At 37.4% G+C, this 21,724-nt stretch carries 28 protein-coding genes; 13 read left to right on the top strand and 15 right to left on the bottom strand.

All coding sequences use genetic code 11. The features are described 5' to 3' along the window. From MLC44_RS10665 to MLC44_RS10640, 6 genes are all read left to right on the top strand, one after another. Entirely contained in the window at positions 1-285 is a 285-nt protein-coding gene (locus MLC44_RS10665; protein WP_434657283.1) for a transporter substrate-binding domain-containing protein, read from the top strand. A 5-nt stretch (positions 286-290) separates the two neighbouring features. Beyond that, a complete protein-coding gene (locus MLC44_RS10660) occupies positions 291-1,184 on the top strand; it encodes a transporter substrate-binding domain-containing protein (RefSeq protein ID WP_434657281.1) in 894 nt (297 codons plus the stop codon). After that, positions 1,154-3,022 (top strand): ATP-binding protein, encoded by a 1,869-nt coding sequence (locus MLC44_RS10655; protein ID WP_434657279.1) that lies wholly within the window; start codon positions 1,154-1,156, stop codon positions 3,020-3,022. Before MLC44_RS10660 ends, MLC44_RS10655 begins: the two co-directional genes overlap by 31 nt. Before the next feature lie 63 nt (positions 3,023-3,085). Beyond that, positions 3,086-3,301, top strand: coding sequence for a hypothetical protein (locus tag MLC44_RS10650; protein ID WP_434657278.1), 216 nt, complete (start codon positions 3,086-3,088; stop codon positions 3,299-3,301). A gap of 226 nt (positions 3,302-3,527) precedes the next feature. After that, positions 3,528-4,076: a divergent polysaccharide deacetylase family protein gene (locus MLC44_RS10645; RefSeq protein WP_434657276.1), complete on the top strand. Its 549-nt coding sequence runs from the start codon at positions 3,528-3,530 to the stop codon at positions 4,074-4,076. Between the two features lie 7 nt (positions 4,077-4,083). Continuing rightward, a complete protein-coding gene (locus MLC44_RS10640; protein WP_434657273.1) occupies positions 4,084-4,860 on the top strand; it encodes a DNA-processing protein DprA in 777 nt (258 codons plus the stop codon). Here the strand turns inward: MLC44_RS10640 and MLC44_RS10635 are convergent. Next, on the bottom strand, positions 4,850-5,725 hold the full coding sequence (locus MLC44_RS10635) for an AraC family transcriptional regulator (RefSeq protein ID WP_151899748.1): 876 nt from the start codon (positions 5,723-5,725) through the stop codon (positions 4,850-4,852). The genes MLC44_RS10640 and MLC44_RS10635 overlap by 11 nt on opposite strands. 126 nt (positions 5,726-5,851) lie before the next feature. Here MLC44_RS10635 and MLC44_RS10630 point away from each other — a divergent pair, with 126 nt between their 5' ends. Further along, positions 5,852-7,306, top strand: a complete 1,455-nt coding sequence (locus MLC44_RS10630; RefSeq protein ID WP_151899749.1) for an acetyl-CoA carboxylase biotin carboxylase subunit — start codon at positions 5,852-5,854, stop codon at positions 7,304-7,306. A gap of 11 nt (positions 7,307-7,317) precedes the next feature. On the opposite strand, the gene queA is transcribed toward MLC44_RS10630, so the two are convergent. Genes queA through MLC44_RS10605 form a run of 5 tightly spaced genes read right to left on the bottom strand, consistent with a single transcriptional unit; the run spans position 7,318 to position 10,593 of the window. Continuing rightward, entirely contained in the window at positions 7,318-8,346 is a 1,029-nt protein-coding gene (queA, locus tag MLC44_RS10625) for a tRNA preQ1(34) S-adenosylmethionine ribosyltransferase-isomerase QueA (protein ID WP_434657271.1), read from the bottom strand. Continuing rightward, positions 8,339-9,190 (bottom strand): twin-arginine translocase subunit TatC, encoded by an 852-nt coding sequence (gene tatC, locus MLC44_RS10620; RefSeq protein ID WP_434657268.1) that lies wholly within the window; start codon positions 9,188-9,190, stop codon positions 8,339-8,341. Before tatC ends, queA begins: the two co-directional genes overlap by 8 nt. After that, entirely contained in the window at positions 9,183-9,608 is a 426-nt protein-coding gene (gene tatB / locus MLC44_RS10615) for a Sec-independent protein translocase protein TatB (RefSeq protein ID WP_346389858.1), read from the bottom strand. Before tatB ends, tatC begins: the two co-directional genes overlap by 8 nt. A gap of 59 nt (positions 9,609-9,667) precedes the next feature. Then, a complete protein-coding gene (locus tag MLC44_RS10610; RefSeq protein WP_434657265.1) occupies positions 9,668-10,255 on the bottom strand; it encodes a hypothetical protein in 588 nt (195 codons plus the stop codon). Further along, entirely contained in the window at positions 10,252-10,593 is a 342-nt protein-coding gene (locus tag MLC44_RS10605) for a radical SAM protein (RefSeq protein ID WP_434657262.1), read from the bottom strand. The genes MLC44_RS10610 and MLC44_RS10605 overlap by 4 nt, the downstream gene beginning before the upstream one ends. 475 nt (positions 10,594-11,068) lie before the next feature. Between MLC44_RS10605 and MLC44_RS10600 the strand changes: the two genes are divergently transcribed. The 5 genes from MLC44_RS10600 to folP are packed head-to-tail and all read left to right on the top strand — an operon-like array spanning position 11,069 to position 15,051. Next, on the top strand, positions 11,069-11,539 hold the full coding sequence (locus tag MLC44_RS10600) for an RNA pyrophosphohydrolase (RefSeq protein WP_151899754.1): 471 nt from the start codon (positions 11,069-11,071) through the stop codon (positions 11,537-11,539). Next, positions 11,540-12,751, top strand: a complete 1,212-nt coding sequence (locus MLC44_RS10595) for an aspartate kinase (RefSeq protein ID WP_151899755.1) — start codon at positions 11,540-11,542, stop codon at positions 12,749-12,751. 8 nt (positions 12,752-12,759) lie between these two features. Then, positions 12,760-13,308 (top strand): HobA family DNA replication regulator, encoded by a 549-nt coding sequence (locus MLC44_RS10590; protein ID WP_151899756.1) that lies wholly within the window; start codon positions 12,760-12,762, stop codon positions 13,306-13,308. Further along, positions 13,295-13,915 (top strand): DNA polymerase III subunit delta', encoded by a 621-nt coding sequence (locus MLC44_RS10585; protein ID WP_346389860.1) that lies wholly within the window; start codon positions 13,295-13,297, stop codon positions 13,913-13,915. Before MLC44_RS10590 ends, MLC44_RS10585 begins: the two co-directional genes overlap by 14 nt. Continuing rightward, positions 13,912-15,051, top strand: coding sequence for a dihydropteroate synthase (gene folP / locus MLC44_RS10580; protein ID WP_434657259.1), 1,140 nt, complete (start codon positions 13,912-13,914; stop codon positions 15,049-15,051). The genes MLC44_RS10585 and folP overlap by 4 nt, the downstream gene beginning before the upstream one ends. Before the next feature lie 5 nt (positions 15,052-15,056). Here the strand turns inward: folP and MLC44_RS10575 are convergent, their stop codons facing one another. From MLC44_RS10575 to MLC44_RS10540, 8 genes are all read right to left on the bottom strand, one after another. After that, the gene (locus MLC44_RS10575) at positions 15,057-15,602 is read right to left on the bottom strand and encodes a peptidylprolyl isomerase (RefSeq protein WP_434580182.1); all 546 of its coding nucleotides are present in this window, start codon (positions 15,600-15,602) and stop codon (positions 15,057-15,059) included. An 11-nt stretch (positions 15,603-15,613) separates the two neighbouring features. Further along, on the bottom strand, positions 15,614-16,000 hold the full coding sequence (msrB, locus tag MLC44_RS10570; RefSeq protein WP_151899760.1) for a peptide-methionine (R)-S-oxide reductase MsrB: 387 nt from the start codon (positions 15,998-16,000) through the stop codon (positions 15,614-15,616). 132 nt (positions 16,001-16,132) lie between these two features. Next, entirely contained in the window at positions 16,133-16,417 is a 285-nt protein-coding gene (locus MLC44_RS10565) for an HU family DNA-binding protein (RefSeq protein ID WP_151899761.1), read from the bottom strand. A gap of 59 nt (positions 16,418-16,476) precedes the next feature. After that, on the bottom strand, positions 16,477-16,710 hold the full coding sequence (locus tag MLC44_RS10560) for a hypothetical protein (RefSeq protein ID WP_151899762.1): 234 nt from the start codon (positions 16,708-16,710) through the stop codon (positions 16,477-16,479). A 4-nt stretch (positions 16,711-16,714) separates the two neighbouring features. Beyond that, positions 16,715-16,954, bottom strand: coding sequence for a helix-turn-helix transcriptional regulator (locus MLC44_RS10555; protein ID WP_151899763.1), 240 nt, complete (start codon positions 16,952-16,954; stop codon positions 16,715-16,717). Positions 16,955-17,155: 201 nt separating this feature from the next. Then, complete coding sequence (locus MLC44_RS10550) at positions 17,156-18,835, bottom strand: flagellar assembly protein A (RefSeq protein ID WP_434657256.1); 1,680 nt, start codon at positions 18,833-18,835, stop codon at positions 17,156-17,158. 3 nt (positions 18,836-18,838) lie between these two features. Beyond that, a complete protein-coding gene (locus MLC44_RS10545) occupies positions 18,839-19,489 on the bottom strand; it encodes a hypothetical protein (RefSeq protein ID WP_418640596.1) in 651 nt (216 codons plus the stop codon). 34 nt (positions 19,490-19,523) lie between these two features. After that, a complete protein-coding gene (locus MLC44_RS10540; protein WP_346389864.1) occupies positions 19,524-20,165 on the bottom strand; it encodes a hypothetical protein in 642 nt (213 codons plus the stop codon). A gap of 95 nt (positions 20,166-20,260) precedes the next feature. On the opposite strand from MLC44_RS10540, the gene fbaA reads away from it, so the two are divergent. Next, entirely contained in the window at positions 20,261-21,367 is a 1,107-nt protein-coding gene (fbaA, locus tag MLC44_RS10535) for a class II fructose-bisphosphate aldolase (protein WP_434657254.1), read from the top strand. Here the strand turns inward: fbaA and MLC44_RS10530 are convergent. Beyond that, positions 21,336-21,683: a hypothetical protein gene (locus tag MLC44_RS10530; RefSeq protein ID WP_151899768.1), complete on the bottom strand. Its 348-nt coding sequence runs from the start codon at positions 21,681-21,683 to the stop codon at positions 21,336-21,338. The genes fbaA and MLC44_RS10530 overlap by 32 nt on opposite strands. Between the last annotated feature and the right edge of the window lie 41 nt (positions 21,684-21,724).

Below are 21,724 nucleotides of genomic sequence, written 5' to 3'. Positions count from 1 at the left end.
TTGGGAGCAGATTACAGTTGGCCTCCGTATGAATTTGTAGATAAACAGGGAAGACATACAGGGATTGCAGCTGATTTTTTAAAGCTCATAAGCCAAAAAAGCAGTTTGACATTTGCTGTTACATCAGAAGTTTGGGCTGATGTTATTCGCGATATGAAAGCAGGAAAATTTGACGGTCTGAGTTGTGCGGCAAAGACACCAAAAAGAGAAAAATTTTTAAAATTTACAACACCCTATGTTGAGATGCCCTTGGTTATTGTCACACAGCTACGCGGCAAGATATAAAAAACATGGATGCACTGAATAACAAAACGGTTGCGGTAAACAGGGGCTCGTATCTGCATGAATGGTTGCAAAAAAACTATCCGAATATTCATCTTTACCTTACCTCCTCAAACCGAGAGTCTCTCAAAGCACTCTCTTTTTCAAAGGTTGATGCCTACATAGGCAATATTGCAGTGGCTTCTTATATAATGAAGCAGGATTATCTTTCAAATTTAAAAATTGTAAATAATGTTCCGGGAATGGATACAAAAGTTTCTATTGCTATAGACAAAAACAAGCCTGTATTATTTGCAATAATAGAAAAATCATTACAGGATATCAGTGATAAAGAACGGCAAAAAATTACAGATAAATGGTTTGAGGCTTCTCAGACAGATACAAAAGTCTCCCGGAGTTTGCAATGGAGCGAGAAAGAGCAAAGGTGGTTACAACAGCACAAACAGATTACTCTGTGTATAGATCCTGACTGGATGCCTTTTGAAGCTTTTGACAAAGATGGAAAATATATTGGCATCAGTACCGAATATTTTAAAGAGTTCCAAAAAAATATTCCTGTTCCCATAAAAGTGGTCCGGACAAAAACATGGAGCGAATCACTTCTTTTTGTACAAAACGGGAGGTGTGAAATACTCTCTTTGGTTGCAAAAACGCCGCAAAGAGAAAAATATCTGCACTTTACAAAGCCGTATCTGCATACCCCTTTGGTAATTGCCACAAGACCGGATGTTACCTATATCAGCAGTATGGAACAACTCGAAGGTAAAAAGGTGGCAATAGTAAAAGACTACTCTTTTAACGAAAGCTACAGACAAAAATATCCAAAAGTAGATTTTATTGATGTCAAAAGTATAACGGAGGGTTGCAAAAGGTGCAAAATGGAGAGTTGTTCGGTTATATAGGCACGCTTATAGGTGTTGGCTATCAAGTGCAGACAAAATTTCCAAACCAGTTGAAAATATCCGGACAATTGCAGGACACTCTTTCGTTCAGTGTGGGTATAAAAAAAGATTTGCCGGCACTCGCATCTATTTTTGAAAAAGTAATCAGCGCAATAAAAGAAGAAGACAGGCACAGAATAGAGTCACGCTGGATAGCTGTAGAATATGCACATGGCTTTGATTATAAACTTTTATGGAAACTTCTGGCCGGTGTTGTTTTTATCATTGCTGTTTTTGTCTATTGGAACAGAAAACTGGCATTAGAGATTAAAAAAAGAGAAAAAGCACAGGAAGAACTTTTGCAAACACAACACAGGCTGCAAATAGAAAAAGACAAGGCCGAAGCGGCAACAAAGGCAAAATCTGAATTTCTTTCAAATATGAGCCATGAAATCAGAACACCGCTTAATGCTATTATCGGCTTTTCGGATATACTCAGTGAAAAGATACAGGATCCAAAGTTAAAAAGCCATATAAAAACTGTGAAAAATGCAAGTCATACGCTTTTGACACTTATAAATGACATACTTGACCTTTCCAAGATAGAAGCAGGAAAACTGATTATAGAGACAAAACCGACAAATCTCTTTGCATTGGCTGATGAAGTGGGTTCTATCTTTGCAGTTGAGGTGGAGAGGAAAAATTTGGATTTTGTACTACATGTAAACACCAACATTCCTAAAAGTCTGTTACTCGATGAAGTACGCATACGCCAAATTTTACTCAACCTGATAGGAAATGCAATCAAATTTACGCAAAAAGGTTTTGTAAAGTTAAGCGTAAGAGCATTTGATATTGATCAGCATCTCTCAAAATTAAATCTGGAGATTTCTGTCGAGGACAGTGGTATCGGTATACCAAAAGAGCAGTTGGCAAAAATTTTTAATGAGTTTGAGCAGATGGACGGACAGGATTCACGCAAGTTTGGCGGTACAGGACTTGGACTGAGTATATCAAAACGTTTGTGTGAAATGATGGGAGGCAATATTTCTGTAGAGAGCCAAGAGAAAAAAGGAACTGTCTTTAAAGTGCATCTGTATAATGTAAGCATAGCATCAATAGCAGAGAATGATGCACAGGATGATATTCGTATAAAAAATTTAAAAAATATAAAATTTAAAAAAGCAAAAATACTGGTTGTTGATGATATTGAAAGTAATCGTGATTTGATAGTGAAAATTTTTGAAAACACTGCAATTACAGTGATAACGGCAAAAAACGGTTTGGAAGCGATAGCACTTTGTAAAACAGAGCAGCCGGACTTGGTTTTAATGGATATAAAAATGCCTGAGATGGATGGCTATGAAGTGACAACTGCATTGCGAAAAATCTCCAAGTGTCCTGTTATTGCATTAACAGCTTCGCTTATGGAAAATGAGCAGGAATACAAAGATACCCATTTTGACGGTTTTTTACGAAAGCCTGTTTTGAAGTATGATCTTTTTGTGGAATTAAGCAAATTTTTGGCAGTTGATGAGGCGGAAATGCCTGATAAGCCAGATAAAGAGGTATTTGAACTCAGTGAAAAAGCAAAACAAAACAGTGCTGAGATACGAAAAATTATAGAAGAAGAGATACAGACTCTTTATAAAAAAGCACTGCAGACGCATAGCTTTTCTGACACAAAAGATTTTAGCAAAAGACTTTGTACCCTGGCAGCAGAGTATGATATAAAACCTCTTGAGCAGTATGCATTGCAACTTCAAGAGAGTATAGAAGCGTTCGATATCAAAGAGCTTGAAAAACTGCTTGAGCGTTTCGATACCACTGCCGAAGATCTATATGACAAACTGCAATAAAATTAAGATTTTTATTTTTTTAGGATATAGTTTCAATAAATTTAACTTTAAGATGAAGAGTAGATGGCAAAAAGAAAAAAAAGAACAAGAAGAACGAAGAAAAAAACCGGTTCTTCTTTATTAAAATATACAGCATGGTTTTTAGCACTGACAGCCCTTGTTTTAATATCTTTAATTACAGGGTATTATTTTGGAGCAAATGATGGAAAAACGCATAAAAAAGAAAAGTTAACAACAAAGCACAAGTCAGCACAAACAATTCCAAAGCACCAGCTGTAAGTGTAAACAAAAGACTGCAGGAGGTACTGAAAAAAGAGACAAAAACATACGTTTCCGCAGCACATGAAATAGATAATGAAACCCTGGCAAACCCTCCAAAGCAAAAACCGAAAAAAGTACAGGTTTATACATCAAAACCGAAATTGGCTATCATCATAGATGATATGCAGACCGCATCTCAGGTAAGAGCCGTAAAACGTTTGCATCTCAATGTTACTATGTCTTTTTGCCACCACGTGCAGCAAGACCCGACTCTGCGAAACTTGCATCACATGAAAAGTTTTATATGGTTCACTTACCGATGGAAGCAATGCACTTTAGTGCTGAGGAACCGCATACTCTCCGCATACATGATTCTCAGCAAAAAATCTCTGCAAAAATTAAAGATATTAAAAAACTGTTTCCAAAAGTCGCTTATATCAACAATCATACCGGCAGCAAGTTTACATCAAATGAAATAGCAATGAACAGACTGGTTTTTGCGCTAAATGCAAACCATATACGCTTTATAGACAGCAGAACGACTGCTAAAACAATGGCACCAAAAGTACTGAAAAATTTCGGACTGAAATATGTTGCGCGCGATGTTTTTTTGGATCATCACATGGACAAGCCATATATATTAAAGCAGATAAAAAAAGCTATTGCAGTTGCAAAGGCACATGGCAGTGCCATTGCAATAGGCCATCCTCATAAAAATACACTGCAGGCACTCTCTGAATCTAAGGCTTTGTTTAAAGATGTTGAGTTAGTGCAGATAAATAAAATATATTGACTTTGCAATGCAACAAATAAATTTTCATATACCCGAACTCGATGCTATGAAGCACTATCCGGAGAAACTTTTTTACAAAGGAAACAGTGAATTATTGCATAAAAAGAAAATTGCAATTGTAGGAAGCAGAAAACCAAATCAATATGCAAGAGAAGTGACACACCGGCTTTCTCACAAACTTTCTTTAGAGGGTGTCTGCATAGTAAGCGGCGGTGCTTTGGGCGTTGATGCCATTGCACATAAGGCTGCCGGTGCAAAAAACACCATTATGGTTGCAGCAACAGGACTTGACAAGCGCTATCCTGCAATCAACAAAAATATTATTGCAGATATTGAGATAAACGGTTTGGTACTGAGTCAGTTTGAAGAAGGGACTCCTTCTCGTAAGTATCATTTCCCTTTGCGAAATGAAATAGTTGTTGCTTTGGGAGATGTACTTGTAGTGACTTATGCAGATTTTAACTCAGGAACAATGCGCAGTGTTGAGTATGCTTTGAAAATGGGAAAAGAGGTATATGTTTTACCACACCGTATAGGAGAGAGTGAAGCGACAAATAATTTACTTGCAAAAGCAAAAGCAAAAGCTATTTATAATCTAGATGCTTTTGTAGCAGAGTTTGCAGGGTTTACATGTAAAGAAGTGGCTTTAGATGAGTTTTTGCACTATTGTCAAAGTAATCCGACATACGAAGAAGCTTTGCAAAAATATCCGACAAAAATTTTTGAAGCGGAACTGGCCGGAACCGTAGAGATAAAAAATGCAAGAGTCTATCTTAGTAACTGATTGATAAATAAAGACTGATGTCAAACTTATTGTCTTTGGATAAATACTTGTTTTTTTTATAAACGACATAAGGGGGTTTTGTTGTGGTTTCATACTCATTTTGCGGCAGCCAGCTGTGATATACCCAATGAATAAATTTCAAAAAGTCTCCGGATTCTCCCTGCAGATCAAATTTTGCATAGACTCCTCCTGAGATTTTAAAGTTTGGCAATCTGTCATTCACGGTAATATTTGGATCCTCATTGACGATGCAGGCGACATATTGGCACTCGTCAAGCGGTGTAATTGCCGGATTGTCATGCAGAAGTGCAATTTCTTTGTAGTTGGTGAGATTGTTGCTAAACACCCATGTTTGGAGTTTTTGCCAAGTCTGTTTTATGCTGTCGTTATATCCCCTGTGTCTTATGTAGTATGCTGAAAGTTCAGGCATCTTCACAATTTCAGGTGTAATGGTATGAAACTGTGCCTTTGATTTTGTGGCTATTAAAGACTGCTTGAGGATTTTGCTCGAATACTTTTTGTAGCCCCCTTTTCGCCACTCTTTGGGTGTCATGGCAAAGCGGATTTTAAAAGCGCGTATAAAAGAAGTCTGCGAAGAGTATCCACAGGAGTTTGCAACTTCGGATATTGTGGAGTATTTGTTGGTTAAGAGCAGATTGGAAGCTTTTTGCAGGCGTATGGATTTTATACTTTCATATATATTTCGGTTGAATATCTCTTTGAAAATCTTATGCATGTAAAATTTATTGATTTTCAGGTTTTGGGCAAGTTCATCCATATTGATATCTGTATCTATATTGGTATAGATGTAATACATAATATAATTGGAGATTTTTATCTTTTTTTCTAAAGTTGTTTTTTTCATAATTCTTATTATAGCAAAATTAGAAAATAAAAATTACAAAAATAGATAACTTTAATGCCAATTAAAGTATAGAGATAATTTTTTTAAAACTTTATAATACTGCAGTTTAAAATATTGGAGAATCACATGAAGCAAAAAATATCTAAAATGTTGATCGCAAACAGAGGCGAAATAGCGCTGAGAATTATTCGTGCGTGTAAAGAGTTGGAAATAAAAACAGTCGTTGTGTTTTCAGAAGTTGATGTGGAAGGCGTCTGGGTTGCCAAGGCAGATGAATGCTATCCTATAATGGGGAATCCTATTGAAGCATATTTGAACTATGACAGAATAATTTCAATGGCAAAAAAAGCAAACTGCGATGCCATACATCCGGGATACGGATTTTTATCTGAAAGTGCTGAATTCGCCAGAGCCTGTGAAGAGAACGGCATCATATTTATAGGCCCCAAACCAGAGCACATTGAACTTTTTGGTGACAAAATGGCTTCCAAAGTTGCGATGAAAAAAATCGGTGTTCCTGTCTTAGAAGGGACTGACACACCGGTTATAGATGTTAAAGAAGGTGAAAAAATTGCCAAAGAGATAGGATTTCCTGTAATTATCAAAGCTGCATTCGGCGGCGGCGGCAGAGGAATGAGAATTGTCAAGCAGGCAAAAGAGTTTTCTAAAATGTTTGAATCTGCTACAAATGAAGCGGTGAAATATTTTGGAAAAGGGGATGTTTTTATAGAAAAATATGTTGAAAATCCTCGTCATATCGAAGTCCAGATTGTTGCTGACAAATATGGCAATATTGTGCATTTGGGAGAGAGAGACTGCTCGATTCAGCGTCGTCACCAAAAAGTTATTGAAATTGCACCGTCGCCACTGCTTAATGATGCGGTTCGCAAAGAACTCTACAGAGTTTCCATCAAAGCAATGTTTAGGTTGGGGTATGAGAGTGTCGGAACAGTAGAGTTTTTGGTTGACGAACAGGATAATATTTATTTTATAGAAATGAACACCAGAGTGCAGGTGGAACATCCTGTAACTGAAACGATTACAGGTGTGGATATTATACAAAGAATGATAGAGATTGCCGGCGGAGACAAATTGAAATTTTTACAAGAAGAGATACAGTTTCGAGGCTATTCCATTGAATTTAGAATCAATTCTGAAGATCCGCAAAACAACTTTATGCCAACTGCCGGTACGGTTACAAAATATCTGACACCTGGAGGACCGGGCGTGCGTCTTGATACAAGCCTTTATGCGGGCTATGAATTGCCTACATGTTATGATTCTATGCTTGGAAAACTCATAGTCTGGTCTCTGGACTGGGAGGGTGCTGTGAGAAAAGCCAAAAGAGCACTGGATGAGTTCTATATTGAAGGATTCAAAACAAATATTGTTCTTCACAGAGAAATTGTACGGGATAAAGAGTTTAGAGCAGGAAAATTTAATACAGGCTATCTGGATTCCAAAATGGAAAAATTCAATCTTGGTGCAGTCTCTCTTCTTGCCGATGAAGAGAAGAAAGTCTCTTTTTTAAGCAGTATTATCAAAAAAATCAAAGAGAATAATTTAATTACAAGAAGCTGAAACAGCAGTGCTTAGAGAATAAGCATTGCATCGCCGTAGGAGTAAAACCTGTATTTTTCTTGTATCGCTTCAGCGTAAAGCTGATGCGTTTTATCAAGCCCGACAAAAGATGCAACCAGCATAAGCAGTGTTGATTTTGGCAGATGAAAATTTGTCAAAAGATGATTCACGCGTAAGGGTTTGTTGTTTGGATGTAAAAATAGATTTGCTTCACCCCTCATTTGTCCTTTGTGTCTTGCATAAAATTCTATAGTTCTTGTTGATGTTGTTCCAACACTCAAGACAGGAATATCAGAATCCAAAATCTCTTTTGCTTCCTTTGAAATATCATAGTACTCCGAATGCATTGGATGGTTTGTAATCACTTCAGCTTCCACAGGTTTAAAAGTACCGCTTCCTACATGTAAAGTAATATAGGCATGCTTGTGTTTTTGACAAATTCTTTTATGCTGCTCGGAGGTAAAATGCAGCGAAGCGGTAGGTGCGGCAACGGCTCCTTCCTGCGAAGCAAATACGCTTTGGTATTCATCAGCATCTTCATCCTCATCTGGTCTTTGAATATAGGGAGGAAGAGGGATATGCCCTATTTTGTCTATCACAGGAAGCAAATCTTCAAACCGTAAGAGTATGTTATTTTGGTAAAAATTGACTTCACGACTGCCGTCATCATTTAATTGTGTCACTTTTGCCATGAGATTGTCATCAAAAAATATCTCTGTGTCTCTCTTCACTTTTCCTCGAATATATACATTGATATTGTGTGCAGTAATGGCTCTGTTTATGAGAAGTTCTATTTTCCCGCCACTCTGTTTTTTTCCAAAAAGTCTTGCTTTTATAACTTTTGTATCATTAAAAATGAGAGCACACTCCGGAGAAAGAAAGTTTTCAAGATTATAAAAAAAGGTGTGTGTAATTGTGTCCGTGGCTCTGTCGTAGACTAAAAGTTTTGCATGATCACGGGGAGAAGCAGGATAGTTTGCTATAAGTTCATCAGGAAGAGTGAAGTCATAGCTTGCAGTGAGTAACTCCTGGTTACTCATCTTTGTCCTTTTTGTCTGTAAGCTCATCATATTCATCATGATGCTTAACACTTAAACTGCTTTCATCTTCTTCCTCTTCGTCCTCCTCCTCTTCTTCTTCTTCCAAAGGCGGGGCAGGGTTTACCATTTTCACTATCAAAATAGAAAGCAGATAGAGTATCACAAGCGGACCGGCCATAAGCAGCTGTGTCAACACATCCGGTGGAGTCAGCAGGGCTGCAACTATAAAAATAATAATGATTGCATATTTGAAAAATGCCGTCATCTGTCTGTCATCAACAAGTCCAAGAAGTGCCAAAAAGTAGGCAAACACAGGCAGTTCAAAAGCAAGACCGAAACCAAACATGATTTTTGTAAAAAATCCGACATAATCCTCGATGTTAATAAGCGGAGTAAATTTAAATGAACCGAAGGTAATGAGGAAGTCAAATCCAAAAGGTGTCACAATATAGTAGGCAAAAAGAACACCCACAAGAAACATAACTGTACCACCGACAATAAAAGGAATGATCATCTTTTTTTCGTGGGCATAGAGTCCAGGCGCGATAAAAAGCCAAATTTGCGAAAGTATAATAGGCAAGGCTCCGACAATCGCTGCAAAAAAGGAAACTTTCAATGCGACAAAGAATGCGCCGCCAACCTGTGATGTGGTAATCATACCGTTTGCCGCATTGACAGAGACTTTGCCGACTTCTGTCAGAGCATCATTGAGTGGCTGTACCATCCATGTAAGTATAGGTTCATGGAAGTAAAACATGACAAAAAACATAACTATTAAACTTGCTGCTGAAATAGCCAGCCTCTTTCGGAGTTCTACAAGGTGCGGTCTTAATTCATCAAACATTTTTATTTTCTTCTTCTTTCTCTGTATTTTCTTTTTCTTTCTCTTTCTCTTTCTTCTTTTTCTTAAAAGTCACTTCCTGCGTCTCTTTAGGTGCTTTTTCGATTGTATCTTCATCATCTTCTAAAAGATTGTCTGTGAGGTTTGTAAGTTTTGCACCGGCCTGCGCAGGAATGTCTGTAACTTTGTTCAGGCTTTCGCTGGCATTGAGAAGCTCTTGTTTATAAGCAAGTGCTTCCTGTTTTATCTGACTTAAATTCATCTCTTCTTCAAGGGAGTCTTTTACTGTTCCTATCGTGTTTTTAACGTTTCTAAAAAATTTAGCAATTTCGACCATTGTACTAGGCAGTTTGTCCGGACCTAGAAATAAAATAGCGACAACTGCTATGAGTAGCATCTCTGTAAAACCCATACCAAACATATTCAGCCTTCATAGTTTATTGATAGTGAGATTTTATCCAAAGAATCATTAAAAAATCTTCAAGAGGTCAAAAAGAGCGCAATTTCATCTGCCAAAAGGTAATCTGTGTTGTATAAAATATTATTTTTTAACACGATTTTGTTTTCATTGAGCAAAATTTCTGCTTTTTGCCGTTCCTGTGCATTTAATATATCCTGATCTACGCCGACAACAGAGCGCAGACCCAAAAAGATCTGTTCGAGTCTTTTGTCTTCTCGTGTGAGTATCTCTTGTCTGATTGACAGAGGATCGCTGATATATGCTTCTATATCAGTTAAGGGATAAAATCTTGTTAGTCCAAGTTTGCCGACAGCTCCGGCCCCGGCACCGATATAGTCTTTATATTGCCAATAGCCAAGATTGTGAAGAGATTGATAGCTTCCAAAATTGCTTATTTCATACTGTGAAAACCCATGCTTTTGAATCTCTTTGAAAATCCATTTTGTAAGGGAGAGCTGTTCACTTGACATTTGAGGACGGTTTTCAAAGGCCGTACCCTCTTCAATCATTAAGGCATAGGCACTGATGTGATTGATTGGCAGAGACAGCGCTGTTTGTATGTCATGTGAAAGAAGTTCTTTTGTATCACCCAGGGTAGCATAAATCAAATCAATGAGATGTTTTTAAAGCCGACAGCAGAGGCATTGTGAACAGCATCTGAAGACATCTGCGGGGTATGTGCTCTGTTTAAAATTTTGAGTTTTTCCTTATCAAAAGTCTGCGTTCCGAAGCTGATACGGTTCACTCCGAGAGTATACATGCCCTCAAGCCACTCTTTTGTTGCAGAGTTGGGATTTGCTTCACTGGTTATTTCTGCGTTTTTCACAAGATAGGGATTAAGCAGGTCGAAAATTTCTTCATAAAGCTGCGGGGCAACGGTTGAAGGCGTGCCTCCTCCTATAAAAACAGTTTCTATAGTCTCTTTTTCTGCCTGAAATCTTTGCAATTCATACTGCAGCTGTTTTTTAAGGCATACATGTAATTCTCTTTGAGGTGAAACTTGTCAACATAAGAGTTGAAAGCGCAGTAAGAGCATTTGGAATCGCAAAAAGGAATATGAATATAAACTAACATAGTGAAATTATAGCCGGATAAACTTATTTTAATTGCTATTGCTGTATAATCGCGATAATAGACTTCTTACATAACTCCTATATGTTTCAGCATTTTATAGAGAGTTTTAATCAAGGCAGATGTTCTCAAGCGTAGCCATAGCTACGGTTTGGGTTGTCTAACGCAGAGTAAAGTTCTCTATAAAGTGTCCTGTGGAAGGATAAAGAAGTAGCAATCTTGCACAAAAAAATATTTTATTCTTAGCTAATGCTAGGTATAAAAATTTATTTTGCACAATCTTACCACTTCTTTATCCTCTGAGGCATATAGGAATTATGTAAGAAGTCTAATTAACTACAGGTGCTTATATGAGTAAAGAAGAAATATACCGTCCCAATGTTGCTATGATAATCGTCTCAAATGAGTATCCGCAAAAAAAAGATGTTTTTATTGCACAAAGAAATGATTTGACTGACATTTGGCAATTTCCACAGGGTGGCATTGATGAAGGCGAAGAGGTCAAAGAGGCTCTTTTCCGTGAAATGGAAGAAGAGATAGGGACAGACTCTGCTGAAATAATAGCAGAATATCCAGAGTGGATTTCTTATGATTTTCCTCCTAAAATTGCGAGTAAAATGAAGCCGTATAAGGGACAGACACAAAAATATTTTTTACTCAAACTCGCAAAAGATGCCAAAATAAACCTAGATACAAAGCATCCCGAGTTTATAAACTATAAATTTGTGGCAATAGAGGATGTTTTAGACTTTACACCGCATTTTAAGCAGTCTGTATATGAAAAAGTTATAAATCATTTTAAAAGAGAGGGGCTGTTGTAAATGCTAATAGTTCAAAAATTCGGTGGGACCAGTGTTGGTGATTTGGAACGCATACAAAATGTAGCGAATCGTGTGGCAAAAACAAAAGAAGCCGGGCATGATGTAGTAGTTGTTGTTTCGGCAATGAGCGGAGAAACAAACAAACTTGTTGGATATGCCGAACATTTTTCAAAAAATCCTGCCCGTGCAGAGATGGATATGCTCTTGAGCTCAGGTGAAAGAGTGACATCGGCACTCCTCTCTATTGCACTGCAGGAGATGGGAATTGATGCTGTTGCAATGACGGGGAGAAAAGCAGGTATTGTAACCGACAAGCAGCATACCAAAGCGCGTATTGAAGAGATTGATCCCAAAGCTATGAAAAGTGCGTTGCAAAGTGGCAAAGTTGTTGTAGTTGCCGGTTTTCAGGGAGTAAACACAGACGGAGATGTCACAACACTCGGACGTGGAGGAAGCGATCTCTCAGCTGTTGCTATCGCAGGTGCATTAGAAGCTGACTTGTGTGAAATTTATACGGATGTGACAGGTATTTTTACAACAGATCCGCGAATTGAACCAAAAGCAAAAAAACTTGATAAAATCTCTTATGAAGAGATGCTTGAACTTGCATCATTAGGTGCAAAAGTATTACAAAACCGCTCTGTAGAACTGGCAAAAAAACTCAATGTCAATCTCGTAACACGAAGCAGCTTTTGCGATGATGAGGGAACATTAATTACAAAGGAAGAAAATATTATGGAAAAACCACTAGTAAGCGGAATTGCGTTAGACAGAAACCAGGCACGCATCTCTTTAATGGGTGTCAAAGACAGACCGGGCATTGCTTCTGATATTTTTAATGCATTGGCAGATGCCGAGGTAAATGTGGATATGATCATTCAGAACAAAGCGGTTGATGATACAACAAATATTGACTTTACTGTACCTGTGAGTGATCTGCATGATGCAAAATCTGTTGTAGACACCTTTGTACAAAGTGGTGAAATCAAAGATGATTCTTATAATGAAGATATCTGCAAGGTTTCTGTAGTGGGTGTTGGTATGAAATCGCATGCCGGTGTTGCTGCCAAAGCCTTCTCGACGATGGCAAAAGAAAATATCAATATCAATATGATTTCAACATCAGAAATAAAAGTATCCATGGTTATAGACGAAAAGTATGCAGAACTTGCGGTGCGATCTCTGCACAATACCTATGAGCTAGACAAATAAGTACTTACATGCCGGATTTTGCACAATGGAGCCTGGATGCCATAAGAGAAAAGGGCGGCAGTCTCAGCTGGCTTGAAGAACACCGGTTTGAGTGGTCTAAAACAACTGCATACGCATTGGAACAGATTCTTAATGGCAAAACAATTATTCTAATTACTGACGAAAAAAGAAAGTGGTTTGAAAATTACATTTTGAGTTCTTTAAACGGAGTATTGCTTGAACGCCCTATGATACCTATCATCAGCATTGACAACATTTATACCCATTACAACAGTGTAGGCAGTGGTGAAATGATAGATATTATAGACGATATGATTTCACTCTCTTTTAAGGGCGATTACTTTTTTTGGTACATCGGCAAAGGAGATGATAAACGCAGCGATATCGCCAAAAGAAAAGATGAAAGTTATTTTTGGATCTTTGATGAAGATTTCAACAATGCGTTTACACTCAAATCCTATGATACGGATTTGGATATCAAACTGTTACAGCTCTACAAACTTTTTGATGCTTCGTTGAATGCTGCAATGTTTGGAGAGGTTGATGCAAGTTCCTGATGCAATAAAAGGGCATATCCTCATTGCAAATGATGTGGAGGAAGCTGCTGAAAAACTGGAAAATGAACTGCAGGGCTTCCGGGTTGTAAAGTTTATAGAAGAAAATTTTAAAATTGAACATGCAAAACTTGTAACGGCTGAAGCGTACATCAGCGAAGCACAGACAAAGTATATCATCATCGCAGCTTTTGAGTTTACTGATGTGGCACAAAACTCTCTGCTAAAACTTTTGGAAGAACCGCCGACAAATATAGAATTTATTATAATCTCCCCGACGAAATCCAACTTGCTGCCTACTGTACGCTCACGACTGCCGATTTTAAAGAACCAGCTCCATCACAGTGTTATGGAGTTGGATATTACACTTGCACGACTTGACTATAAAGAGGTTTTTGCATTTTTAAAACAGCATGCCAGAGTCTCTAAAACAGAAGCCAAAGCTTTGGTTGAAGCGCTTTTTTACAGAGCAACTGTTATAGACAGGCTCATACTTTCTCCATTGCAGCTGGATAATTTTGACAAGGCCTACAGATTGCTTGATCTGAATTCACGGCCTCAAAGTGTTTTGGCAATGCTGCTTATGAGCTTTGCACAGGAGAGACCGTGAGAGTAGAAAAACTGTCAAATGAAATAAATATAAAAGATACATTGCAAAAGCTTGGTGTTGATTCGGGCGGTATTACAATTTTGGCGTCAAAAGCAACAATGCATATTTTATATATATATGATTTGCATGTAGGGGCTGCCAATATTTTGAAACAGGATGCTCTCTCCATCGGGGCTGATTTGGCTGTTCCCCGGGGGACAGTTATCGCAGCAAAGCCAAAAGTTGACTGCATACTCATTGCGAATACAAAACAGCTGAAAGTTTTGGCAAAAAAAGAGTTGGCACAACCTTTTGGACTCAAAGAGTTAGCAAAAAAACTCAAAGAGTTTGCGCAGGTTCGTCAGCCGGATGCAGTAGAAATTATGGGTATTGTTAATGCGAATGATGACAGTTTTTACGCACAAAGCAGGCTCAAAGAAAAAGAAGCAATACAAACCATAGAGACTATGATTCAAGAGGGTGCAGATATAATAGATATCGGTGCTGTCTCTTCTCGCCCAAATGCTCCATATGTGAGTGTAGAAGAGGAATTGGCAAGAATAGAACCGCTTTTGAGACTTATAAAAGAAGAAAAACTGTATGAAAAGGTAAAATTCAGTTGTGACAGTTATGAACCAAAAGTTTTACAAAGGGCACTGGAGAGCGGTTTTAGTATTGTAAATGACATAACCGGTTTGCAAAACGATGAGGTATGCAGGCTTTGTGCGGCTTATAATGCAACAGCGGTAATCATGCATATGAAAGGAACGCCCCAAACGATGCAGAAAAACCCCCATTATGAAAATGTCATAGAGGATGTATATGATTTCTTTAGCAAAAGAGTAGAAAAAGCTGAGAGTTTTGGAGTGAAAAAAATTGTGCTTGATGTAGGCATAGGTTTCGGAAAAAGAGTAGAAGACAATATAAGACTTTTAAATAGCCTTGAGCACTTTTTAACGCTGGGCAAGCCATTGCTGGTCGGAGCTTCCAGAAAATCCATGATAGATAAAATTTCACCTTCTTCTGTTGAAGAAAGGCTTCCCGGCACACTGACTCTTCATCTTGAAGCAGTGAAAAACGGTGCATCCATTTTACGGGTGCATGATGTCGCCCAGCACCTGCAAGCGCTTAAAGTTTTTAAGGCCTTGCATACATAAAGTATCTATTTTATGTATGCTTTGATTATTTCCTGACGTTCCAGCGGTCTGTCTCCGCCAGAACGTCCGGAAGTAGCGACATTGTTTAGTTTTTGCAAAGTTTGCATGGATTTTTGATCTGCAACCTTTCCAAAAATTGTATAGCCGCCGTTAAGCCATGGTGTCGGAGCTGTTGTGATGAAAAACTGACTGCCGTTTGTATTTGGACCTCTGTTTGCCATTGCCAAAATACCGGGTTTGTCAAAAACAAGATTTGCTTTGAATTCATCCTTAAACTCTTTATGCCAGATGCTTTCACCGCCTCTGCCGCTTTCAGTCGGATCACCGCCTTGAATCATAAAATTGTGAATGATTCGGTGAAAAGCAACACCGTTGTAATAGCCTTCCTTTACATGTGTAAGAAAGTTCTCAACCGCCAAAGGTGCCGCATCCGGAAAAAGTTCAAGTTCTATATTTCCCTGTGTTGTTTGCAGGACAACATGCGGATTATTCTCAGTTGAAAACAAAAGAGTCGTATAGAGTAATACCAGTGCCAGTAAAATTCGTTTCATTAAAAAGCTCCTTATTCTTCTTCAAAGTCTAAACATACAGAGTTGATGCAGTATCGCAATCCCGTAGGCTCAGGACCATCAGGAAAAAGATGGCCTAAGTGAGCATCACAACTGCTGCATCTGACTTCTGTACGAATCATACCGTGTGACATATCCTTTATTTCAGTGACAGCCCCTTCAACAGCTTCATAATAACTTGGCCAGCCTGTTCCTGAATCAAATTTTGTACCTGATTCAAAAAGCGGTGCACCACAACAGATACATTTGTAAATACCATCACTTTTGTTATCATAATATTTTCCGGAAAAAGGGGCTTCTGTGCCGTTTTTTCGGCATACCGAAAAAGCTTCAGGACTCAGAATTTTTTTCCATTCATCTTCACTCTTTGTTATTTTCATTGAATTTCCTTATGCTTTTTGCGTAGTATAGCAAGTCTGTTTTGTATTTTATATAAAAGGAGGGTTTTGTTCAAAAATTATAGGGGAAAAGAAAGAATAGTACTGCTTCTCAAAAGCAATACTATTAAATAGTTATTTACCAGCTGCAACGCGGTCTTTAAGACCTTTACCTGCTTTAAACTTAGGAACCATTTTATCTTGAGTCGTATAAGTTTTATCTGTACCCGGAACTTTACCGGTTTTACCTTTTTGAAGTACTGCCGCAAAACTACCAAAACCAACGAGAGAAACATCTTCCCCTTTTACTAAGGCTTCTATTACTGCTTCAGTGAAAGCTTTAATTGCATTTTCAGCTTCAACTTTAGTTTTGTAGTTTCCGTGTTCTTGTACTAACTCAACGAATTGTGCTTTATTCATAAATTTACCCTTGGATTAAGATTTGCCCTGAAATAATTCAGCTACAGATACTTTATAGTTTATTTGCTTAAATTTTTCTTCTTTTTGGTGTATTTAAGAAGAAAATCTGAAATTTTTGTTTCTTTTAGTCCACATTTAGCCTGTTTTAAGAGCTTTTTGAAATTTAGAGTCGTTTTAGGCATCATAATTAAAGCTGATAAATCTTTGATTTTTTTGTATTTATTTGTTGATGTATGTATTGATAAAAACACATCTTCAAGACCATCTCTTTCATTTTTAGTCAGTATCCCCATTCCGCTACTCCTCTAATCTGTTGATTTTTCTTACAGCCCTGATAATTTCATCATCATCTAATTTACCTAACATTTTTATAACAGTTGCCGCAGCCTGTGGTTTGGCACGTCCCAGTTTCCAGTCCTGATATGTACGCATAGAAATCCCCAGACTTTTAGCCATATCTTTAAGGGAAATCTTTTTCCCATTGTATTGAGACTCTATTGAGTTATGGAGGATGTTAAATAAATCATTTATTTGCATAAAAAATATTATACGGAATAAATACTTAAATATACATTTTTTATAATATAAATTGATAATTATCGTATGATAAATATTGATTAATGTATATTATATAATTTATATATATTATAATGATGTATTTAATGTATTTTGTATACGGATTACCGTATGTAAAGAGTATGGAGTTTTGAAGAATAAACAAAGAAAATTAAAAAAATACTATTTTTCTTCGATAACTATGGATTTTGCGACAGGGTGAAGGGTGATGATGTTTTCTTGTATTTCAAGATAAAAGGGAGGATAGAATTTTGCATCTGTTTTGTAGGCTATTTCATGGGCATTGTCAATAGTAAAGACAATGTTGTTTAAACCTTTGAAAGGTTCTTTGACAGTAATTTTTGCATTTTTGTAGGCGTTGTGTATTGCCTCTTTTTCTTTTTTAAGGCGTGTAATCTCTTTTTCCAGCTCTTCAACTTTACTTAAGTTGTGTCTTTTTGCTCCTTCTAATTTATGCCTGAGTTCCTTGATATCTTTGTCTATAAATTGCAGTTTGCTTTGCACTATCGGGACATCACGGTAGTTTATTTTAAAGAGATTGTCTTCACCGGATACAAGCCGGACGGTAATAGAATTCGAAGCATAAACTTTTAGATTGTTTTTCACGTGCTTGATGGTAACATCCTGGGCGTAAACAGCACCCCCTATGGAAGCCTCAATTTCTACAGTGGTTGCATGTACCACACCGCCTTCAAGCAGAGAAATTTTCCCCTCATGGCATCGTAATGTACCTTTATGTCTGTTAATGGTTGCATATTTTGCATACTGGAGTGAGTCCTGGTGGGTAGCTCCCTCAATTTCAAGGGTTATCGCTTCAAGACGGCTTTTTGCTCCCACAAAACCGTTTACATGTATTCTCTCTGAAACAAGTGTCACCCCTTCTTTTATGGTATCCCTTGCTGTATCATGCTGTGTCACTACTATTTCAATATTATTGTCTTCGAGGTCTTCTACAAGGTCTTTGTGCTTTGTGATTTCACTGACTTTTATGCGATTGTCAACAAGAAGTTCTTTGCCGTCATAATGTACATATCCGCGTATTTTGCTTATATATTTTTTTGATGTTGCATTTTCCTCTATTCTAATAGATTTTTCATCAACATCTGCCTGCAGGTCATCCATGTTGTTGGCAAAATTTGCGTCTATATATTCACCAAAAGCATTGAGTCCGTTTTGTCCGTATACAGGCTTTTTATATTCAACAAGAAGTTCATTTTCATCTACTTCAATAACTTCGCCTGTATGTGCTTTTTCTTTAAACCAAAAAATAAGTTTACCCGGACGTGTGAGAACAGGCTCTATCCCTTCAAACAGAGGAATTTTGACACGTTTGACAAATTTTCCTGCATATATGTACTTCACTAAAATTTTCAGAGATTTTTTCATCTCTTCATCAAAGATGTTCACAAGTATTTTATGATACGCTTTGATTTTGTTGCATTCTCTAAAGAGTATTTTTAACAACTCAACAGGCTGATGTGATTTATAGGGAATTTTTGAATCCGGTGACAGTATCAAAAAAGGATGTGTGAAAAATTTTGAAAAATCTATAGTATATTCAAGTTCAAGATCTCTTTTTTCTTTTTTCATCAGCGTGACAGTATAGCGCTGTTGAAATTCCACATGCTCATTGAGTATTTTTTCTTTATCTTTGTATTTTTCCTGTATCTCTTTGCTGTAAAGTTCAAAAGAAGCGCTGGCATTGCTTTTTATATATGTTTCTGTCTTGTTTATAACAAAGTCACATTCTGACGGAAGAATAAAATTTTCTTGCGCAAATGTCTGCAATGCTTCTTTGATATGACGGGTTTTTATAATTTTATGTTCTGTTTTTTTTGGCATTCATTAATACTCTAACAAATCACTGTAATCATACTTCGCAAAATCGAGGTAGAGTTTACCGTTTTGTTTAATGACTCTGATATCGCTGTCATACACGGCTAAAAATCTTTTTTTGATGATTTTTCTCTGGTAGGGCTCCAGATCAAGTGTTTTCAAATAGGTTTTGAGTTCAACAATCTGGTTGTCTTTTTCCACCTCTATGGTTTTTTGTGTTTGCGGCAAAGGTTCGACATCATGTACCGTGTTGCTGTTTTGGGCAAGAAGTTTTGTGTTGAGCAGTTCCAAAACCTGCTTTAACTGCTCGTCTTTTGTGGCATAAACTCTTTCTATTTTACTCATCTCATCACGGAGCATCTGTTCTTTGTCATTGATGAGTTTGTCTATTTTCTCTTCGAGTTGGACAATTTTAGCTTTGAGCTGCAGGTTCTCTTTTTGGTACAATGACAAAACCATGGCAACCGTTGTCCGTGGTTTTGCAGGCGGAGTGTTTTGCTGAGGTCTTTGTTGTGGTTGCGGTGAGGCTTCCTCGGGAACAATTATGTAAACAGTGTCATCTTCAACGATATAATTTAACTTTTTGCTGCGAAGTTTTGAACTGATCATCTCTTTTGACATTTTAAATTTTTTTGAATATTCATCGAGTGTAAATTTCATATACTGTCCTTTTTGAAACACCGGGTGTTAAAATTTAGAGGTGCCCTTTATAAATTGGAGGAATAATTATACCTGATTTTCTCAGCCATACACGGTATCCCTTTTTTTCATTGCCATGCTTGTCCTGAAAAGCAAAGAGGGTGGACTTTTTAAATTCTCTTTCCTGAAGAAGTTGGTTGTACTCTTTATGCACAGAAATGAAACGTTTAAAATTGTAATATGCTTCATGAGAGATCATTACCGTTGAAATACTGAAGTCTTTAATTTCCAAGTATCGGGCACAGTCATTGAGTCCTGTGCCTATAAAATTCTGATGCCCTAAAATGTCTGTAAATTTATTGATTTTCCCCGTATGCACTGCTATACGCAAGCCATGAAAATAGGAAAATTTCTTTGAAAGCTGCTCCGAAAAGTGATGAAAGCTCAGCCCTAAAATTGTTCCGTAGCCTCTGAACTTTGGTGTGAGTATGCAGTAAAATCCGTCTCCTGTCGGGATATAACCCAAAATAAGTTCTTCTACAGGAAGTTTTGCACTTTCAAGCAGACGTTGTATGATTTTTTTGTAACTGCGTGTCAAAAAATTGATGATTTCAAACTGTTGCTGTATGGTAAGCATTGAAAAATTAATGATATCTATTAAAACTATATCAGTATTGATTTCTTCACAAGCACTCATCTTTATGTATCCTTTGGGATTCTGATTTTAGCATAAAGTTCTTTTAAATGAACTATATATTATAATTGTAAAATTAAATTTTTTAGGGAATTATTATGAGTAATGGTGTATTGGATATTGTTAAACCCGGGGTCCTTTTTGGTGATGATGTTTTAAAAGTCTATGAATATGCAAAAGAAAATGGTTTTGCTATACCTGCTGTCAATGTTGTAAATACTGACTCTGTCAACGGTGTATTGGAAGCTGCTGCAAAAGCCGACTCTCCTGTGATTATACAATTCAGTAACGGGGGTGCTTCCTACTATGCAGGCAAAGGTTTAAGCAATGATGGTGAAAAAGCGGCAATTATTGGTGCGGTGGCCGGTGCGATTCATACACATATGATGGCAGAGGCTTACGGTGTTGCGGTGATTCTGCATACTGACCATGCCTCAAAAAAGCTGCTTCCGTGGATAAATGCTCTGCTTGAAGCAGGTGAGAGTTATTATAAAACACAGGGAAAACCACTGTTTTCTTCCCATATGCTTGATCTTTCAGAAGAGTCTTTAAATGAAAACATCGGTACATGTAAAGCCTATTTTGAAAGAATGAACAAAATCGGTATGAGCATCGAAATAGAGCTAGGCTGTACAGGCGGAGAAGAAGACGGTGTGGACAACACAAACATTGACAATGCACTTTTATATACCCAACCCGAAGAGGTGGCTCTTGCCTATAAAGAGTTGAGTGAAATTTCTCCAAATTTTACAATAGCCGCTTCCTTTGGAAATGTACACGGTGTTTACAAGCCGGGAAATGTACAGTTGACACCTAAGATACTAGACAATTCACAAAAATATATTCAGGAAAAACTGCATACAAAAGAGAAACCTGTCAACTTTGTATTTCACGGCGGTTCAGGATCTTTGCCTTCAGAAATCAGTGAAGCGATCAGTTACGGTGTTGTAAAAATGAATATCGATACCGATACTCAGTGGGCAACATGGAACGGCGTTCGTCAGTATATAGAAAAGTATCATGATTATCTTCAGAGTCAAATCGGAAATCCGGAAGGTGAAGACAAACCGAACAAAAAATACTATGATCCAAGAAAATGGCTGCGTGCCGGACAGGAAGGTCTGGTTGAGCGTGTTATTCAGGCCTATAAAGACTTGAATGCCATGACAGAAACTAAGAGTGTAGTTTTTTGTGAATATCCCTGATACTTTTTGTATCAGGATTTTTTGTATAGTGTATATGTAACAGCTGTCTCAGTTTGTTTTCATTAAATCTCCAAAAATGCTCTTTGTCAAAATCTTCGTGTTTTGTGACCATTTCATGCAACTCTTTTTCTGTGAGTTCTCCATGACTGCCTTTTATGATTTTTAAAATCAAATCCATTAACTCTGTCTGTGCCTGAGGGGTTGTGTCATCATCTTTGAGTTGTTTTGTCGGCATAAATTTATACATTTTCCATGCACTCAGACCGAGACCGAGTAAAAAAGCAATCATCATCCAAGAAGAGAGTGAAAGTTCCATTAATATCCTTTTTTTGCTCAATTATAGGCTTATTTTGATAA

The organism is Sulfurimonas sp. NW9 (genome assembly GCF_051132275.1).
GTDB lineage: Bacteria > Campylobacterota > Campylobacteria > Campylobacterales > Sulfurimonadaceae > Sulfurimonas > Sulfurimonas hydrogeniphila.
This window is presented reverse-complemented; position numbering and strand designations above follow the sequence as displayed.